This window comes from Rhizobium sp. LEGMi-198b (genome assembly GCF_054114205.1).
Genome location: NZ_JBSYVH010000001.1, coordinates 971,190 through 987,220 on the forward strand (window position 1 = coordinate 971,190; position 16,031 = coordinate 987,220).

A 16,031-nucleotide genomic window follows, 5' to 3' on the forward strand; every position below is an offset into this window, starting at 1 on the left:
TCTTATCCAAAAACCGCCTCGCCGGTTTTGGCATCCGCTGACGGAGCTTGCTTGATGGAAGATGCGCTAGCGGTCCGCAGGGTGGACCGTCTCGGAGTGGTGCTGGTGGCCGGTGGCTGCCTCGCGGCGGCGTCGATGCCGTTCATCATCGTCAAGGCAAACCGCATCGCCGCCGGCAAGCCGCAATTGCTGACGCAGCTCCTTGCCCAGCCCGTCGCGCTGGCACTTCTCCTCCTTCTCGTCGCCACCGCCCTTGCCGCCCTTTTCCTGCGCAACCAGCTCGTCCGCCTCGCCATCGCCACGCTCGCCATTGCCCTTCTGATCGTCACGCTCGGCTTCGTCTCGACTGCGGCCACGCCTGCCGGCAGCACCGTGGCGCGCATTACGCCGGGCGGTGCCTTCTGGGTGCTGCTCGCCGTCATTGGCCTGGTGATCTCGGATGCGCTGGTGAAGCTGCGGCTTACGCCATGGCTTCGGGTCGCCTCGCTCGCGCTCTATGGTGCGATCCTCGGCATCATTCTCAGGTCCGGTCTACTCGACAACCTGTCGATCATGAAGGAATACGCCAACAATGCCGATAAATTCTGGAACGAGGCGCTTGGCCATGTGTTCCTCTCGCTCGGCTCGGTCGCCATCGCCATCGTGCTCGCCCTGCCGCTCGGCATCTTCTGCTACTGGCAGCCGAGGCTTCGCGCCGTCGTGCTGCGCGGCCTGAGCTTGGTGCAGACCATTCCTAGCCTCGCTCTGTTCGGCATCCTGATGCTGCCGCTCGGCTATATCGCGGCCCATGTCCCTTTCGCGGCCGTGATCGGCGTTCAAGGCATCGGCACTGCGCCGGCGCTGGTGGCGCTGGTGATCTATTCGCTGCTGCCGATCGTCGCCAACACCGTCGTCGGGCTTGCCGGCGTCGACCCGTCCGTGCGCGATGCCGCTGCCGGCATGGGGCTGACACGCCGGCAGATCCTGACCGGCATCGACCTACCGCTCGCCTTTCCTGTCATCCTGACAGGCATCCGCATCGTGCTGGTGCAGGCGATCGGCCTCGTCACTGTCGCGGCGCTGATCGGCGGCGGCGGTTTCGGTCTCTTCATTTTCCAGGGCATCGGCCAGACGGCCAATGATCTGGTGCTGCTCGGCGCCGTGCCGACGGTCTTTCTCGCATTCTCATCGGCCGTCATCCTCGATGCGGTCATCGACAGCATCCGAGGGCAACACGCATGACCACCATGATCGAGCTGAAGGACGTAACCAAGCGCTATGGCAACGCCACCGTGGTCGACAATGTCAACATGAGCATGGAAAAGGGCACGATCACCGTCATTGTCGGCACCTCTGGCTCCGGCAAGTCGACGCTGGTGCGGATGATCAACCGGCTGGTGCCGATCTCCCTCGGCCAGATTTTGGTCGACGGCCGGGATGTCATGAGCGTGCCGGCGACCGAGCTTCGCCGCCGCATCGGCTATGCCATCCAGGGACATGGCCTGTTTCCGCATCGCACGGTGGCGCAGAACATCGCGACCGTGCCGCAACTGCTCGGTTGGGACAAGGCGCGCATCGACCGGCGCGTCGAGGAGCTGCTCAATCTCTTCCATCTCGATCCCGGCACATTCGCGGCCAAATATCCGAGCCAGCTTTCCGGGGGGCAGCAACAGCGCGTCGGTGTTGCTCGTGCGCTTGCGGCCGAACCGGAAGTCCTGCTGATGGACGAGCCCTTCGGCGCACTCGATCCCGTCATCCGCGGCAAGGCCCAGGACGACCTTCTGGCCATCCAGAAACAGTTCGGCACGACCATCGTGCTCGTCACCCACGATATGGACGAAGCCTTCCATCTCGGCGACCAGATCGCGGTGATGAGCGAAGGCAAGCTGCTGCAATGTTCGGAACCGGGGAAGATCCTCACTGAGCCCGCCGATCCCTTCGTGCAGCAACTGACCGGCACCTCCGACCGGGCGCTGAAGCTGATGTCGCTGCTGCCACTCAAGGAAAGCATGCAGCCGCTGCGACCGGGCCTCGGCTACAGCCTGCCGCAGACGCTCAATCTGCGCGATGCGCTGGCAGAGATGATCTGGCAGGGTGCTGACGAGGCTGCCGTGGAGGACGACAGCAAGGTGCCGGTCGGCTCGATCTCCATGCGGCATTTGATCGAGCTGGGCCGCAAAGCATGAAGTTTCTGACCGCCAACATCTTCCGGTTTCTGGCGCTGGCGTTGCTGCTGGTGCTGCTATTCCGGCCGGAGTGGCTGATGCCGATCCTGGCGCCGCTCACCAAATTCGGAGCATCGCCGATCTATACGCAGAACAGCCTGGTCGGTCTCGCGATCAGCCATATGGAGCTGATCCTCGTCTCGATCGCCGCCAGCGGCATTCTCGCCGTGCTCGGTGGCATCTTCGTCACCCGCAAGAGCGGCGCCGATTTCCTGCCGCTATCGCGGGCGATCGCCAATGCCGGCCAGACCTTTCCTCCGGTCGCGGTGCTGGCGCTCGCCATCTCCACCACCGGTTTCGGCGCGGTGCCGACGCTGATCGCGCTTTTCCTCTATGCGCTGCTGCCGATCTTCGAAAATACTGTCGCCGGCCTGCAGCAGGTTCCCGCCTCCGTGCTCGACGCCGCCGACGGCATGGGCATGAATGGCTGGCAGCGGCTGTTTCGGGTCGAGCTGCCGCTCGCTCTGCCGCTGATCATCGAAGGGCTGAAGATCGCCACCGTCATCAATATCGGCACGGCGACGATCGGCTCGACCGTTGCGGCGAAGGGGCTTGGAGAAGTCATCATCGCCGGCCTGATCAACGACAACACCGCCTTCATCCTGCAGGGCGGCTTGATCGTCGGCTTGATGGCGGTGCTGATCTATGACGGCATGGAATTGATCGAAACCGCCGTCACGCGCAAAATCGGCTTGCAGCCGCACTGATTTAGCCTTGGCGGCTCCGGAGCATGATCTTGGCCCCGCCTTTAACGACAGGGAGGCGCACATGGCGAAAATGATCCATTCGATGATCCGAGTGCTCGATGAAGCGCGCGCGGTCGATTTCTACGGCAAGGCTTTCGGGCTCGCGGTGGCCGACCGCGTCACCTTTCCGACCTTTACACTGATCTATCTCAGCAATGCCGAGACCGGTTTCGAATTGGAATTGACCATTAACCAGGGCCGTAGCGAACCCTATGCGCTCGGCGAAGGCTATGGCCACCTTGCCGTTTCAGTCGATGAACTCCGGGACGAGCACGCGCGCTTCACCGAGCTTGGCCTCAATCCCGGCAAGATCGTTGAGCTCAATCGCGATGGAAGACTTTTCGCCCTCTTCTTCTTCGTCAGCGATCCCGATGGCTACAGGATCGAAGTCATGCAGAGAAACGGGCGGTTTCAGTAAAAGCCGCATAAACCAAAGCCCCGTGAAAACGGGGCCAGTTTCTGGCTTTCCTTTATGTGTGCCTACATCCAGTAGGGTGGCACGCCGAAATAGTCATGGCTCTTATGGCCATTATCCTTGTGGGCGACGATGTCGTCCTTGCTGGCGAAACGGCGGGCTTTTTCGATGTCATTCTTGGTCATATTGATACGATAGCCATCGATGCGAGCATCATAGCGTAGCTTTTCCCACGGCAGCCGGTAGTGATCCTGGCCGATGCCGAAAAAGCCGCCGAAGCTCAGAATGATGAAAGCGATACGTCCATCGCTTTTTTCCAGCATCAGGCGCTCGATATGACCGATCTGCTTGCCATCGGACCCGAAGACCTTGGACCCCTCGACCCGGTCGCATGCGACCAGCATCGACATGTCCTTGACATAGAGTTCGCGGCTAATCGTCTCGGCACTCTCTTTATGCATGTGCGCACCTCCTCTTGGATACGCTTCACATAAAACTCTTGAGCATCCGATCCGCCCCGGAGTACCGTGCGGGCAGCACGATGCGTTCGGTGAGGCCCTCGCTCACCGCGCATTAACGCGCTGTTGTCACAAAAGTTCCAGTACTTTTTTCAAACTTATTAAAAAATAGTTAACGCTCAGGTATTATTGACGTTTACGTCAAAGTCAGTATAGCTTTCATAGTCGCCCTACGTCTTTAGGTGAGGGCAAAAGCGGCAGCGGTGCGAAAAGCGGGAGACTTTTCCACCAAGCAGTGCCACGCTACAAAGCCGCGGCTCGCCGAAGGCGGGGCGTGATGATGCGTCAAGGAGGAAGTACGCATGAATTCAGTTTCCGCTCCTTCGGATAAACCGCTGGTCAAAAAGATTTGGCTCGCATCTTACCCGGATATCGTGCCGGCCGAACTGCCGCCGTTGGAGCATGCATCGCTCGTTGAATTGCTGGAGGAAAGCTGCGCGCGCTATGGCGACAAGCTCGCCTTCACCAGCATGGGCAAATCGATCACCTATCGCGATCTCGATACGCAAACGCGCAAGATCGCCGCATGGCTGCAAAGCCTCGGCCTTCAGAAGGGCGACCGCGTCGCCGTCATGATGCCGAACGTGCTGCAAAACCCGATCACCGTTTACGGCATACTTCGTGCCGGTCTTGTCGTCGTCAACGTCAATCCGCTTTACACGCCGCGCGAACTGGAATACCAGCTTCGCGATTGCGGCGCCAGGGCGATCTTCGTGCTTGAAAACTTCGCCCATACGGTGGAGCAGGTCCTGGCGCATACGGATGTGCGCCATGTCGTGGTCACCGCACTTGGCGACATGCTCGGCATCAAGGGCCACATCGTCAACTTCATCGTTCGCAAGGTGAAGAAGCTGGTACCGGCATGGTCCATTCCCGGCCATCGCAGCTTCAAGGGCGTGCTCTCCGAAGGGGCGCGGCTGCCGTTAAAGCCATCCGAGGTCACCAGAAGCGACATCGCCTTCCTGCAATATACCGGTGGCACGACCGGCGTTGCCAAGGGCGCGATCCTGACGCATTCCAACCTGCTCGCCAACCAGCAGCAATTGCTGCTCTGGCTGCAATCCGCCTACATCAACAAGCCGCGTCCCGAGCAGCTCACCTTCGTGTGCGCCTTGCCGCTCTATCACATCTTCGCACTCACGGTGAATTCGCTGATGGGCATGTCGCTCGGTGGGCATAATGTGCTGATCGCCAATCCGCGCGACATACCCGCTTTCATCAAGGAGCTGGGTAAGTACAAGTTCGACATGTTCCCAGGCCTGAACACGCTGTTCAATGCGCTAATGAACAATCCGGAATTTGCCAAGCTCGATCTCTCTAACACAGCGACTCTCGCCGGCGGCATGGCGGTGCAGCGGCCGGTCGCCGAGCGCTGGCAGAAGATGACGGGGGCCTGGATCACCGAGGGCTACGGTCTTTCCGAGACCTCGCCGGTCGCAAGCGCCAATCGTTTCGACAGCCCGGAATTCACCGGCACGATCGGCCTGCCGATAACAGGAACCGATTTCGACATTCGCGACGAGAACGGCAAATCGCTGCCGCTCGGTGAGGTCGGCGAGATCTGCATCCGCGGGCCGCAGGTCATGGCGGGCTATTGGAAACAGCCGGCCGAAACCGCGCGCGTGATGACATCGGACGGCTTCTTCCGCAGCGGCGACATGGGCTTCATGAACGAGCACGGCTACACCAAGATCGTCGACCGCAAGAAGGACATGATCCTGGTTTCGGGCTTCAACGTCTATCCGAACGAGATCGAAGAAGTCGCCGCCATGCATCCCGGCATTCTCGAAGCCGCCGCCATTGGCGTGCCGGACGAACATTCGGGCGAAGCCGTCAAGCTTTTCATCGTCAAGAAGGACCAGGCGTTGACCGAAGCGGACGTCAAGGCGCATTGCACCGCAAACCTCACCAATTACAAGCGGCCGCGCTTCATCGAATTCCGCAGCGAACTGCCGAAATCGAATGTCGGCAAAATCTTGCGCAAGGAATTGCGCAACTGACATAATTCGATGTCATTATTCCCTGCCATTCGGGAAGCCGCCCGCCTTCATCCGCGGGCGGCTTTTTTCGCTTTTACCTGCGCGCGAACTTGATTTACCCCTCACAAAGCGAATAGTTTCCGCGACTAACTCAGAGTGCCCCCGCCCTCGCCAGACGGCCAGCGGCGCGAACCGCAAGGAGCCCCTCCATGAACGCCCTCGTCGAACAACTGAAGAGCACCGCAGCGGCCACCAAGGCCACCGATATCCGCGCCGCCTTCGCCGCCGACGCCCAACGTTTCTCCCGCTTCAGCACCTCGCTTGACGACCTGCTGATGGACTATTCCAAGACCGCGGTGAACGACGAGATCTTCGCGCTTCTCGAGAAGCTCGCAACCGAAGGCGGCATCGCAGCCAAGCGCGACGAAATGTTCTCGGGCGTTGCCATCAACTTCACCGAAAACCGAGCTGTTCTGCACACCGCGCTGCGCAATCGCTCCAACACGCCTGTTCTCGTCGACGGCAAGGATGTGATGCCCGACGTCAACGGCGTCTTGGCGGCCATGGGCAAATTTGCCGACGGCATCCGCTCTGGCACGCTAAAGGGCGCGACCGGCAAGGCGATCACCGACGTCATCAATATCGGCATCGGCGGCTCCGACCTCGGTCCGGTCATGGCGACCTTGGCGCTAGCTCCCTTCCATGACGGCCCGCGCGCGCATTTCGTCTCCAACATCGACGGCGCCCATATCGCCGACATCCTGAAGCTCGTTTCGCCGGAAACGACGCTGTTCATCATCGCGTCCAAGACCTTCACCACCATCGAGACGATGACGAACGCCCAGACGGCGCGCAATTTCATCGCCAAGGCGCTTGGCGAAGCAGCCGTTCAGCATCACTTCGCCGCCGTTTCGACCGCGCTCGACAAGGTTGCCGCCTTCGGCATCGACAGCGGACGCGTCTTCGGCTTTTGGGATTGGGTCGGCGGTCGCTACTCGATCTGGTCAGCCATCGGCCTGCCGCTGATGATCGCCGTCGGTCCGGAGAATTTCGGCAAGTTCCTCGACGGCGCGCATGCGATGGACAACCATTTCCGCAAGGCGCCGTTCAAGGAAAACCTGCCGATGCTGCTCGGCCTGATCGGCTTCTACCATCGCAACGTGCTGGGTTACACGACCCGCGCTATCCTGCCCTATGACCAGCGCCTGTCGCGCTTCCCGGCCTATCTGCAGCAGCTCGACATGGAATCGAACGGCAAGGGCGTCACCATCGACGGCACACCAGTCGAGGGCAATTCCGGCCCCGTCGTCTGGGGCGAGCCCGGCACCAACGGCCAGCATGCCTTCTACCAGCTCATCCACCAGGGCACGAGCATCATCCCGGCCGAATTCATGATCGCCGCCAATGCCTTCGAACCGGATCTGCGTCACCAGCACCAGTTGCTGATGGCAAACTGCGTGGCACAGTCGGAAGCCCTGATGAAAGGCCGCACCTTCGCGGAAGCCAAGGCCCAGCTCACCGCCAAGGGCATGGACGACAAGAAGGCCGATTTCATCGCGCCGCATCGCGTCTTCACCGGCAACCGCCCGTCGATCACCTTTGTCTACGACAAGCTGACGCCTTATGCGCTCGGCCGCCTGATCGCTCTCTATGAACACCGCGTTTTTGTCGAAGGCGTGCTGTTCCGCATCAACTCCTTCGACCAGTGGGGCGTCGAGCTCGGCAAGGAGCTGGCAACCGGCCTGCTGCCGGTCATCGAAGGCAAGGAAAGCGCTGCCGGCCATGATTCGTCGACACAGGGCCTGGTGGCTGCGCTGGCAAGCCGAGCGAAGTAACTCTCTTCGACCAAAAATAAGATGGCCCCGTCTGCTGCGTCAGGCGGGGCTTTTTTGTTGGTGATAGACTTACGCGGCAATCGCGATGGTTATCCCGCCCGCCAGGGGCGGGATAGGACCCCTTACAGCCCAATCTCACTCGCCCAAGGCGGATTTGCCCCTGCCCTGGAAACTGTAACAGCAGCCGCCTTGGCACCAAGCGCCAGCGCGTCCCGCAGCGCCTTCTCATCCAGCGAAGCGACCTGCGCTTTGGTCAGCAGATCATTCATCTTCAGCGATGCCAGGATGCCGGCGTCGAACGTATCGCCGGCCCCCACGGTATCGACCACGGTGACGCGTTCGCTCGGGACCGTAACCTTCAACGACTTCGTGTACCCCGTCGCGCCCTCGGCACCCTTGGTGACGACGATCAGCTTAGCGCCCTGGTTCAGCCAGTGAGCAGCAAGCTCGTCATGGTTTCCCGGGATGCCGAACCATTCCAGGTCCTCGTCCGAGAATTTCAGGATATCGGACATGGCGGCCATGCGGCTGATACGGCCCATATGCGCGGCCTTGTCCTTGATGAAACCGGGCCGGATGTTCGGATCGAGCGAAATGACGCGGCTTTGGTGCTCGCGCTTCATCAGCGCTTCATAGGTCGCGCCGCAAGGGTTGGGGATTAGGCTGATGGCGCCGAAATGCAGGGCTTCGCAGTCGTCCCCCAAGGTCGGGAGATCGGCCTCGGTGATCATGCGGCCGGCGGAACCTTCGTCGTAGAAGGCATAGGTCGCCTGACCATTGACGAGCTTGACGAAAGCGATCGTGCTCGGACGGGGAGCGATGGCGCAATAGCTGTAATCCACCTTGGCCGCCGAGAGCGTCTCGCGCAGGATATCGCCCATCATGTCGTCGGCAATGCCGGTGAAGAAACCGGTCGGCACGCCCAGGCGGCCAAGCGCAATCGCAGTGTTGAAGATCGCACCGCCGGCATAGGGCGCAAAGGCCTTTTCACCCAGCGTCGTATCTCGCGGCAGCATGTCGATCAAAGCTTCGCCACAGCACAATATCATTCCGGCCTCCTCGAGCGCACGTCTGTCGTCTAGTTCCGTAAATCGATTAGATAACTTTGCGGCAAAAGCAAAGCGTCACTTTGTTGCCAGTTCCGATACACCGCCGTTGCGGCCGGACCAGGCGAGTGGAGCGTCGAGAAAAGCTTCAACTTCTTCGAGCGTTTTGTCGTCGAACAGCTTTTGCGCCTTGGCGACGGCAAGCGCGTCACGCCAGGTGGCGATATGGTGAAGCCGAACCTTGCGATTGGCAAACCGCTCCTCGGCTTCCGGGAAAATGCCGTAGTAAAACAGCGCCATGCCGTGGTCGACGATGCCGCCGGCGGCGCGGATGGCGTCGATGAACGTGAACATGCTGCCGCCCGCCGTCGTCAGATCCTCGATGACCAGCACGCGCGCCCCCTCAGGCATATGGCCCTCGATCTGCGCATTGCGGCCATGGCCCTTCGGCTGCTTGCGGACATAGATCATTGGCAAGTCGAGGCGTTCGGCGAGGAAGGCGGCGAAGGGAATGCCCGCTGTTTCACCGCCGGCGACGCAATCGAACTGCTCGAAACCGGCATCGCGCATGACGATGCTGGCGGCGAAATCCATCACGGTGGAGCGGATGCGCGGGTAGGAAATCAGCTTGCGGCAATCGATATAGACTGGACTCGCCATGCCCGAAGCGAGCTTATATGGTTTGTCGGCGCTGAAATGCACCGCCTTGATCTCCCAAAGCATCTTCGCCACCAATTCGGCCATAACGGCGCGATCGGAAAATGTCATCTGGGTGGTCATGCGGGCCTCCTTCGCTATTTAAGACATTCCTGCGGCAATAGCAGCAAGTGGCCGAGGTTTCCAGACGGATCGCGGGTTTTATGCCCCCCTCCCGAGGCTGCTATTTCATCGAGTTCGGTCTCTCCGAAACGGCGCCGATATCGGCGGGCAGCATTGCCTTGAACAGGGCGATCGCCCTATCGCCCTCCTCTTTCCCGATCGAAATCGCGTAGCGCACGGCGGCTGCAACCAGTTGCATGGTCAGTCGAGCGACCCGAGCCAGCTCCGCGGAATCGCGCGCAGGCCAGAGACGATGGAGAACAGCCAGAAAAGCCTGGGAATGCCACTCCATATCCTCGGCATCGATCTCCTGCAGAAGCTTGTCGGCCTGCGTCGCATGCCAGATATCCCGCATCACCGGCTCATCGCGGAACATCGCATAGTAACCGTCGACGATGCTGCCAAGAGCGCCTTGAAGATCGGCGGTGCTTTTCACGCGAGCCAGTTCGCTTTCCACACATTGCCGCCCCTGTTCATTGAAGCGTTCGGCTAGGACGCGGATGATGGCGGTCTTGTCGGGAAAATATTGATAGAGCGAACCGAAGGATACGCCGGCCTTTTCGACGATCTCGCCCATACGCAACGCGTCGCTGCCGTTCTTTTCGATCAGCTCCATGGCAACGGACAATATCCGCTCGACACGCTCGCGGCCGCGCTGCTGGCTGGGGATTCGGCGCGGCGTCCCCGCCTCCTCCTTGCTGCGCCTGCGCTTAACAACCGGTTCCTGCTTCATGTCACGACTCGTCCAACATTCTTGACAGACGATATAAGAGAGTTTATCACATTTCGCAAATGAGAGAATTTATCACATTTCGAGTGGGAAAAGGCCCGATAGGGATTTTCCGATTATGCCCGTGAAACCGCCGCACCCGGCATCTGGAGTGTCCCGTCATGACCTATCCGATCACGAATATCGCTCTCATTACTGCCGCGCTCGGCAGCGGTCTTCTCGCCGGCGTCTACTTTGCCTTCTCGACGTTCATTATGCAGGCCTTTGCCCGTCTTACCGTCGATCAGGGCGTCGCCGCCATGCAATCGATCAATACGACGATTGTGCGTTCACCCTTTATCGTACTGTTCCTGTTGACGGCGGCGCTCTCGGTGTTCATAGCGGTCCTGGCCATCGTGTATTGGCGGGGCGGCGTCAGCATCCTGATGATTGCTGGCGCGGCGCTCTACCTCGTCGCCAGCCTTCTTTCGACCATGGTATTCAACGTTCCTTTGAATGACGCTTTGGATAAGCTCGATGGCCGTACGGCGGAAGCAGCTCAGCTATGGAGCACCTATCTCACCGATTGGACGAGATGGAACCATGTGCGCACCGTGGCGTCGCTGCTTGCTTCCTGCGCCTTCGTCCGGGCGCTCTTTTAGCCGATCATCACGACGCGGTGCGGGAAACGTCCGGCGAGACGGCGTGCAGATAGGCCGTAACCTCGACGCGGTTGCGGCCATTACGCTTGGCGGCATAAAGCGCCTTGTCGGCGGTACTGAGGACACTGTCGAAACCCATGCCCTCGGGGGTGCCGAGCGCAATGCCGGCGCTGACCGTGCAGGCGAAAGACTTGCCGTCCACGGTGAACTCGCGGGCCGCAAAAGCATCGCGCACCCGTTCGGCGATCTGCTCGGCCCGGCCCGGCAAGGCATTGTCGAGGACAAGCGCGAATTCTTCGCCGCCAAGACGGGCCACCGTGTCGGAGGCCCGCAGTCCGGCCGACAATTCCTTGGCAAAAAGCTTGAGAACTATGTCGCCGGTGGCATGGCCGTACTGATCGTTGACGGACTTGAAGCGATCGATGTCGAAGACGATCACCGCCATGGAAGGGCCGAAAGAGCGGTGGCCATAGAGATCGAACAGAGCCCGCCGGTTGAGCAGGCCGGTCAGCGGATCGGTGATGGCCTGCTGACGATGATGCGCCGCCTGACGCCATTGGTGTAGCGCCAGCGACAGGGCGCCGATGCCGGTCATGCCGGCAATGCAGATGGCAAGGCTGACATCTTCGGCCCAATTGTCCGGCGCATGGCCGAGCACGAGTTTGCCGTCCCAGATCAGGACTCCCGCACACAGCGCGAAGGAAATAGCAGTCAATGTGTAAAGCGCGGTGATGCCGTAGAGCGGCGTCGGCGCCTCCTGACGGCTTAGCCAATATTCGCGCGCCGTCAGCAGGAGGAGCACCGCGACGACGATATTGTCGCCCATGAAAGCGAGGCCATCATAACCGGCGAGCATGGCCGGCACGGAAGCGGCAATACCGGTCAGGCTTCCCAATAGAGCGCGGGCCTTGGAAAACCGGCGTGTGCGGAACTGATATCCCGCCGCCAAGATGACCGAAAAGCCGATGAAAAACAGCACGAAGGTAATAATAGCGAGCGTCGGTCGCGGCTGGTCGACATAAGCACCATAGGTGAAAATCCCGACGACGATTGGTACAAGACCGGCGGAACAGGTCAGCAGGAATGTCTCCGGCCGACGGGAAAACCAGCTTCCACCCAGCGTCACCGCAAGACAGGAGGCGGAAACGCCAAGGGCCAGCAGAAGAGAATTATAATCAAGCTCCATGCTCTTCCTTCGACGGTTTCATTCCACACCGTTAGGGATCGGCATAACGCTACCCCTCAAGGGGTATCAAATTGGTTACGGGATCCGATAAAGATCATGTATTTCAATGAAATATGCCTTTGATATTACGAAAGCAGTTTTCGAACAAAATATTTTCATCGGCGCGCAGAGTTATTTTCTCAGCCCTCGACATCCCAGTGCAAGGGGAACATCGGATCGAAGACGGTAATGGGGCCGGCTCCAGTTTCGATCCTGTCGGGAAAGGCCACCGATTCCGCGCGGCGGATCAGGGTAATGCGATCCTCGTTCGCCGCGAGCCCATACCAGGCGGGACCGTTCAGCGAAGCGAAGGCCTCGAGCTTGTCGAGCGCGCCTTCTTGTTCGAAGACATGCGCCAGGCAGCTCATGGTGTTGAGCGACGTATAGATGCCGGCGCAGCCACAGGCGCATTCCTTCAGCGGATCGACATGCGGGGCGGAATCGGTGCCGAGGAAGAATTTAGCGTCGCCGCTCGTGGCGGCCGCGCGCAGCGCCAGGCGGTGGCTTTCGCGCTTGGCGACCGGCAGGCAGTAATAATGCGGCCGGATGCCGCCGACGAGGATGGCGTTGCGGTTGATGATCAGGTGATGCGTGGTGATCGAGCCGGCGAGATTGGTCTTTGCCGACTTGATGTAGTCGATGCCATCAGATGTCGTCACATGCTCCATGGTGACTTTCAGTTCCGGCAGGCGCTGACGCAAGGGATCGAGCACGGTTTCGATGAAAACCGTCTCGCGGTCGAAAATATCCACATCCGGCGACGTCACCTCGCCATGCACGCAGAGCGGCAGGCCGATCTTGGCCATGCGCTCCAGCACCGGCATGGCCTTTTCCATATTCCGCACGCCACCATGGGAGTTGGTCGTCGCACCGGCGGGATAAAGTTTGACGGCGGTAATGAGGCCGCTTTTCTTGCCTTCCTCGACATCGTCGGGATCGGTGTGCTCAGTGAGATAAAGCGTCATCAGCGGCTGAAAGCGGTCGCCTGCCGGCAATGCCTTCAGAATGCGCTCACGATAGGCAGCCGCATCCGCCGTGGTGACAACCGGCGGCACAAGGTTTGGCATGATGATGGCGCGGGCGAAATGCCTCGAGGTATCGCCGATCACGCCTTCCAGCACGGCGCCATCCCGCAGATGCAGATGCCAATCGTCGGGGCGGCGGATGGTGAGCTTTTGCATGGCGCGAACCTCTGAATGGTCTCAGTTTGTCGCGCTTTCGATAGCACCATAAGCCACCGCAAAACAATCAGCGATGACGTGTAAATGACAGCGGAGTTCAGCCCTGCACGATATCGATGGTAAAATCGGCCGGACGGCGGTTCTCGAGGATTAGCCGGCCGTTCGGCAGGTCGTTGCCGTAGACCTTGGCACCGGCGGCCTCGTCGTCGAGGTCATAGCCCCTCCAACGCTCCCAGAGCCGCTGCTCCAAGACCTCGATCGGCGGCGCCAGCATGATCGAATAATCGAACATACCTTCCAGCTCCGCCCATTTACCCTGGCTGAAGAGCAGGTAGTTACCCTCGATGACGATGAAACGGTGATCGGGGGAGACGATGCGGGCCGACGCGATGGCGATCTCGCGCGAGCGATCAAAGACCGGCACCAGCACCTCCTGATCGGCCGCGCGCACCGCCTTGACGATATCGAGAAAGGCGCGGACGTCGAAGCTTTCGGGCACGCCCTTGCGCTTCAGCAGACCCTTTTCGATCAGGACGGCATTGTCCATGTGGAAGCCGTCCATCGGCAGGACCTCGGCGCTCTCACCCTTGGCTTTGAGCGCCTTGGCCACATTGTCCGCCAGCGTCGATTTGCCAGCGCCGGGCGGGCCGGCAATCGCGACGAGAAACCGTTTTGCGCCAGCGGCGCGCCCGATGATCTCGTCGGCGATTCCCTCAAGCACGGAACTCATGCGGCGACTGTCTCTGCCGGCGGCGCCTTGGCGCCGGTCATGAAGGCAACGGCATCCGACATGGAATATTCCTTGGGGTTGATCACGGTCAGACGACGCCCGAGGCGATGAATATGGATGCGATCCGCCACCTCGAAGACATGCGGCATATTGTGCGAGATCAACACGATCGGCAAGCCGCGGGCACGCACGTCCAGAATAAGCTCCAGCACCTTGCGGCTTTCCTTGACGCCAAGGGCGGCCGTCGGTTCGTCCATGATGACGACCTTGGAACCGAAGGCGGCGGCGCGTGCCACCGCCACACCCTGGCGCTGGCCGCCCGAGAGCGTTTCCACCGCCTGGTTGATGTTCTGGATCGTCATCAGGCCGAGCTCGGTGAGCTTGTCGCGGGCGCGCTTTTCCATCGCCGGCCGGTCCAGCATGCGGAACCAGGAGCCAAGGATACCGGGCTTCCGGATCTCGCGGCCGAGGAACATATTGTCCGCGATCGAGAGCGCCGGCGACAGCGCCAGGTTCTGGTACACCGTCTCGATGCCGGCCTCGCGCGCTTCCATCGGCGATCGGAAGTGGACGGGTTTCCCCTCCAGCCTGATCTCGCCTTCATCGGGCGTGGTCGCGCCGGAAATCGCCTTGATCAGCGAGGATTTGCCGGCGCCGTTATCGCCGATAACTGCAAGGATTTCGCCGGGATAGAGGTCGAAATCGGCATTGTCGAGGGCGGTCACGCGTCCATAACGCTTGATGAGGCCGCGGGCTGTGAGAAGGGGTTCGCCAGTCGTGGTCATGCCGACACCTTTCTGATCCATTGATCGATCGCGACGGCGCCGATGATCAGCACGCCAGTCAGAAGAACCTTCCACTGCGGGTCAGCTCCGAGCATGTTGAGGCCCATGGACACCACGCCGACGATCATCGCGCCGAACAGCGTGCCGAGGATCGAACCGCGGCCGCCGAAGAGCGAGATGCCGCCGATCACGGTTGCGGTAATTGCCTGAAGATTGAAATCCGTCACGGCCGAGGATGGCGAGATCGAACCGTTGCGGCCGATCGAGACCCAGGCGGCAAACGCTGCGATCAGTCCCGAAACACCATAGACGGCAAGCAGCACCTTCTTGGTCTGGATACCGGACAATTTTGCCGCTTCCGGATCGTCGCCGACGGCATAGACATGCCGGCCCCAAGCCGTGTGATTGAGCACATACCATAGGCCCACTACCAGGAGCACCATGGCGATGACGCCGAGCGTCAGCACCGCGCCGCCAAGGCGGAAGCTGATGGCGAAGAAATGCAGGAGCGGCGCTTGTTCGTCGACATCGGTGTCGCGAATGGTCTCATTGGCGGAATAGATGAAATTCGTCGCCATGACGATGTTCCAAGTGCCGAGCGTCACGATGAACGGCGGCAGCTTCATGGTGGCGACAAGGAAACCGTTGAGCAACCCGCACACGCCGCCCGCGAGCATGCCGGCAAGAACGGCAATCGGCGTCGGCATGCCATAGGTTATGGCGCAGTTGCCCATGATGACAGCGGAAATGACCATGATCACGCCGATCGACAGATCGATGCCGGCGGTCAGGATGACCAGCGTCTGCGCCGCGCCGAGAATACCGACGATAGCGATCTGCTGCAGGACGAGAGTCAGCGTGTAGGCGGAGAAGAAGCGCCCGCCGATGGCAATGCCGAAGACGATGATTGCCACCACCAATACGATCAATGGCACCGCGGCCGGCGTCGAATGCAAGAAATGCTGTGTGCGTTTGAGAAGAGTGACATCCTGGTGCTCGAACGAGGCAACGTTCTTGTCGCTGCCGTCGAGAACACGCTCGAATTCCTGTGCTCCGGTCATTGTTTTCCTCCGCAACCGCGCCGAACTACGCGGAAACCGCCGGGTGTTGAAACCGGCCGAAGCTCAAGCCCGGCCGGCGTTGGTATGACGAAGGCATAGCCCCAATCCGAAGAGCC

16 protein-coding genes are annotated in these 16,031 nt (G+C 60.5%); 7 read left to right on the plus strand and 9 right to left on the minus strand.

Annotated elements, in window-relative coordinates; translation table 11 throughout:
• Nucleotides 1–54: 54 nt before the first annotated feature.
• The 4 genes from ACXHXG_RS04720 (at nt 55) to ACXHXG_RS04735 (ending at nt 3,368) form a co-directional block, all read left to right on the plus strand.
• On the plus strand, nt 55–1,221 hold the full coding sequence (locus ACXHXG_RS04720; RefSeq protein WP_457898599.1) for an ABC transporter permease: 1,167 nt from the start codon (nt 55–57) through the stop codon (nt 1,219–1,221).
• On the plus strand, nt 1,218–2,165 hold the full coding sequence (locus ACXHXG_RS04725) for an ABC transporter ATP-binding protein (RefSeq protein ID WP_457898600.1): 948 nt from the start codon (nt 1,218–1,220) through the stop codon (nt 2,163–2,165). Before ACXHXG_RS04720 ends, ACXHXG_RS04725 begins: the two co-directional genes overlap by 4 nt.
• Nucleotides 2,162–2,911 (plus strand): ABC transporter permease, encoded by a 750-nt coding sequence (locus ACXHXG_RS04730; protein WP_104821907.1) that lies wholly within the window; start codon nt 2,162–2,164, stop codon nt 2,909–2,911. The genes ACXHXG_RS04725 and ACXHXG_RS04730 overlap by 4 nt, the downstream gene beginning before the upstream one ends.
• Before the next feature lie 61 nt (nt 2,912–2,972).
• On the plus strand, nt 2,973–3,368 hold the full coding sequence (locus ACXHXG_RS04735; RefSeq protein WP_457898601.1) for a VOC family protein: 396 nt from the start codon (nt 2,973–2,975) through the stop codon (nt 3,366–3,368).
• Between the two features lie 62 nt (nt 3,369–3,430).
• Here ACXHXG_RS04735 and ACXHXG_RS04740 read toward each other — a convergent pair whose 3' ends face one another.
• A complete protein-coding gene (locus tag ACXHXG_RS04740; RefSeq protein WP_104821905.1) occupies nt 3,431–3,826 on the minus strand; it encodes a PRC-barrel domain-containing protein in 396 nt (131 codons plus the stop codon).
• A 359-nt stretch (nt 3,827–4,185) separates the two neighbouring features.
• On the opposite strand from ACXHXG_RS04740, the gene ACXHXG_RS04745 reads away from it, so the two are divergent.
• Nucleotides 4,186–5,883 (plus strand): long-chain fatty acid--CoA ligase, encoded by a 1,698-nt coding sequence (locus ACXHXG_RS04745; protein ID WP_457898602.1) that lies wholly within the window; start codon nt 4,186–4,188, stop codon nt 5,881–5,883.
• 188 nt (nt 5,884–6,071) lie between these two features.
• A complete protein-coding gene (gene pgi / locus ACXHXG_RS04750) occupies nt 6,072–7,697 on the plus strand; it encodes a glucose-6-phosphate isomerase (RefSeq protein ID WP_457898603.1) in 1,626 nt (541 codons plus the stop codon).
• A gap of 122 nt (nt 7,698–7,819) precedes the next feature.
• On the opposite strand, the gene ACXHXG_RS04755 is transcribed toward pgi, so the two are convergent.
• The 3 genes from ACXHXG_RS04755 to ACXHXG_RS04765 form a co-directional block, all read right to left on the minus strand.
• A complete protein-coding gene (locus tag ACXHXG_RS04755; RefSeq protein WP_104821902.1) occupies nt 7,820–8,746 on the minus strand; it encodes a carbohydrate kinase family protein in 927 nt (308 codons plus the stop codon).
• Between the two features lie 75 nt (nt 8,747–8,821).
• Nucleotides 8,822–9,523 (minus strand): orotate phosphoribosyltransferase, encoded by a 702-nt coding sequence (locus ACXHXG_RS04760; protein WP_104821901.1) that lies wholly within the window; start codon nt 9,521–9,523, stop codon nt 8,822–8,824.
• 100 nt (nt 9,524–9,623) lie between these two features.
• On the minus strand, nt 9,624–10,295 hold the full coding sequence (locus tag ACXHXG_RS04765; RefSeq protein WP_104821900.1) for a TetR/AcrR family transcriptional regulator: 672 nt from the start codon (nt 10,293–10,295) through the stop codon (nt 9,624–9,626).
• 158 nt (nt 10,296–10,453) lie between these two features.
• On the opposite strand from ACXHXG_RS04765, the gene ACXHXG_RS04770 reads away from it, so the two are divergent.
• A complete protein-coding gene (locus ACXHXG_RS04770; protein WP_104821899.1) occupies nt 10,454–10,933 on the plus strand; it encodes an anthrone oxygenase family protein in 480 nt (159 codons plus the stop codon).
• 7 nt (nt 10,934–10,940) lie between these two features.
• Here the strand turns inward: ACXHXG_RS04770 and ACXHXG_RS04775 are convergent, their stop codons facing one another.
• The 5 genes from ACXHXG_RS04775 to ACXHXG_RS04795 form a co-directional block, all read right to left on the minus strand.
• Entirely contained in the window at nt 10,941–12,119 is a 1,179-nt protein-coding gene (locus tag ACXHXG_RS04775; RefSeq protein WP_457898604.1) for a GGDEF domain-containing protein, read from the minus strand.
• 179 nt (nt 12,120–12,298) lie between these two features.
• The gene (gene pyrC / locus ACXHXG_RS04780; protein ID WP_457898605.1) at nt 12,299–13,339 is read right to left on the minus strand and encodes a dihydroorotase; all 1,041 of its coding nucleotides are present in this window, start codon (nt 13,337–13,339) and stop codon (nt 12,299–12,301) included.
• A 97-nt stretch (nt 13,340–13,436) separates the two neighbouring features.
• On the minus strand, nt 13,437–14,069 hold the full coding sequence (locus tag ACXHXG_RS04785; RefSeq protein ID WP_104821896.1) for a nucleoside triphosphate hydrolase: 633 nt from the start codon (nt 14,067–14,069) through the stop codon (nt 13,437–13,439).
• Nucleotides 14,066–14,875: an ATP-binding cassette domain-containing protein gene (locus tag ACXHXG_RS04790; protein ID WP_199773513.1), complete on the minus strand. Its 810-nt coding sequence runs from the start codon at nt 14,873–14,875 to the stop codon at nt 14,066–14,068. The genes ACXHXG_RS04785 and ACXHXG_RS04790 overlap by 4 nt, the downstream gene beginning before the upstream one ends.
• Nucleotides 14,851–15,915 (minus strand): ABC transporter permease, encoded by a 1,065-nt coding sequence (locus tag ACXHXG_RS04795; protein ID WP_283048955.1) that lies wholly within the window; start codon nt 15,913–15,915, stop codon nt 14,851–14,853. The genes ACXHXG_RS04790 and ACXHXG_RS04795 overlap by 25 nt, the downstream gene beginning before the upstream one ends.
• Between the last annotated feature and the right edge of the window lie 116 nt (nt 15,916–16,031).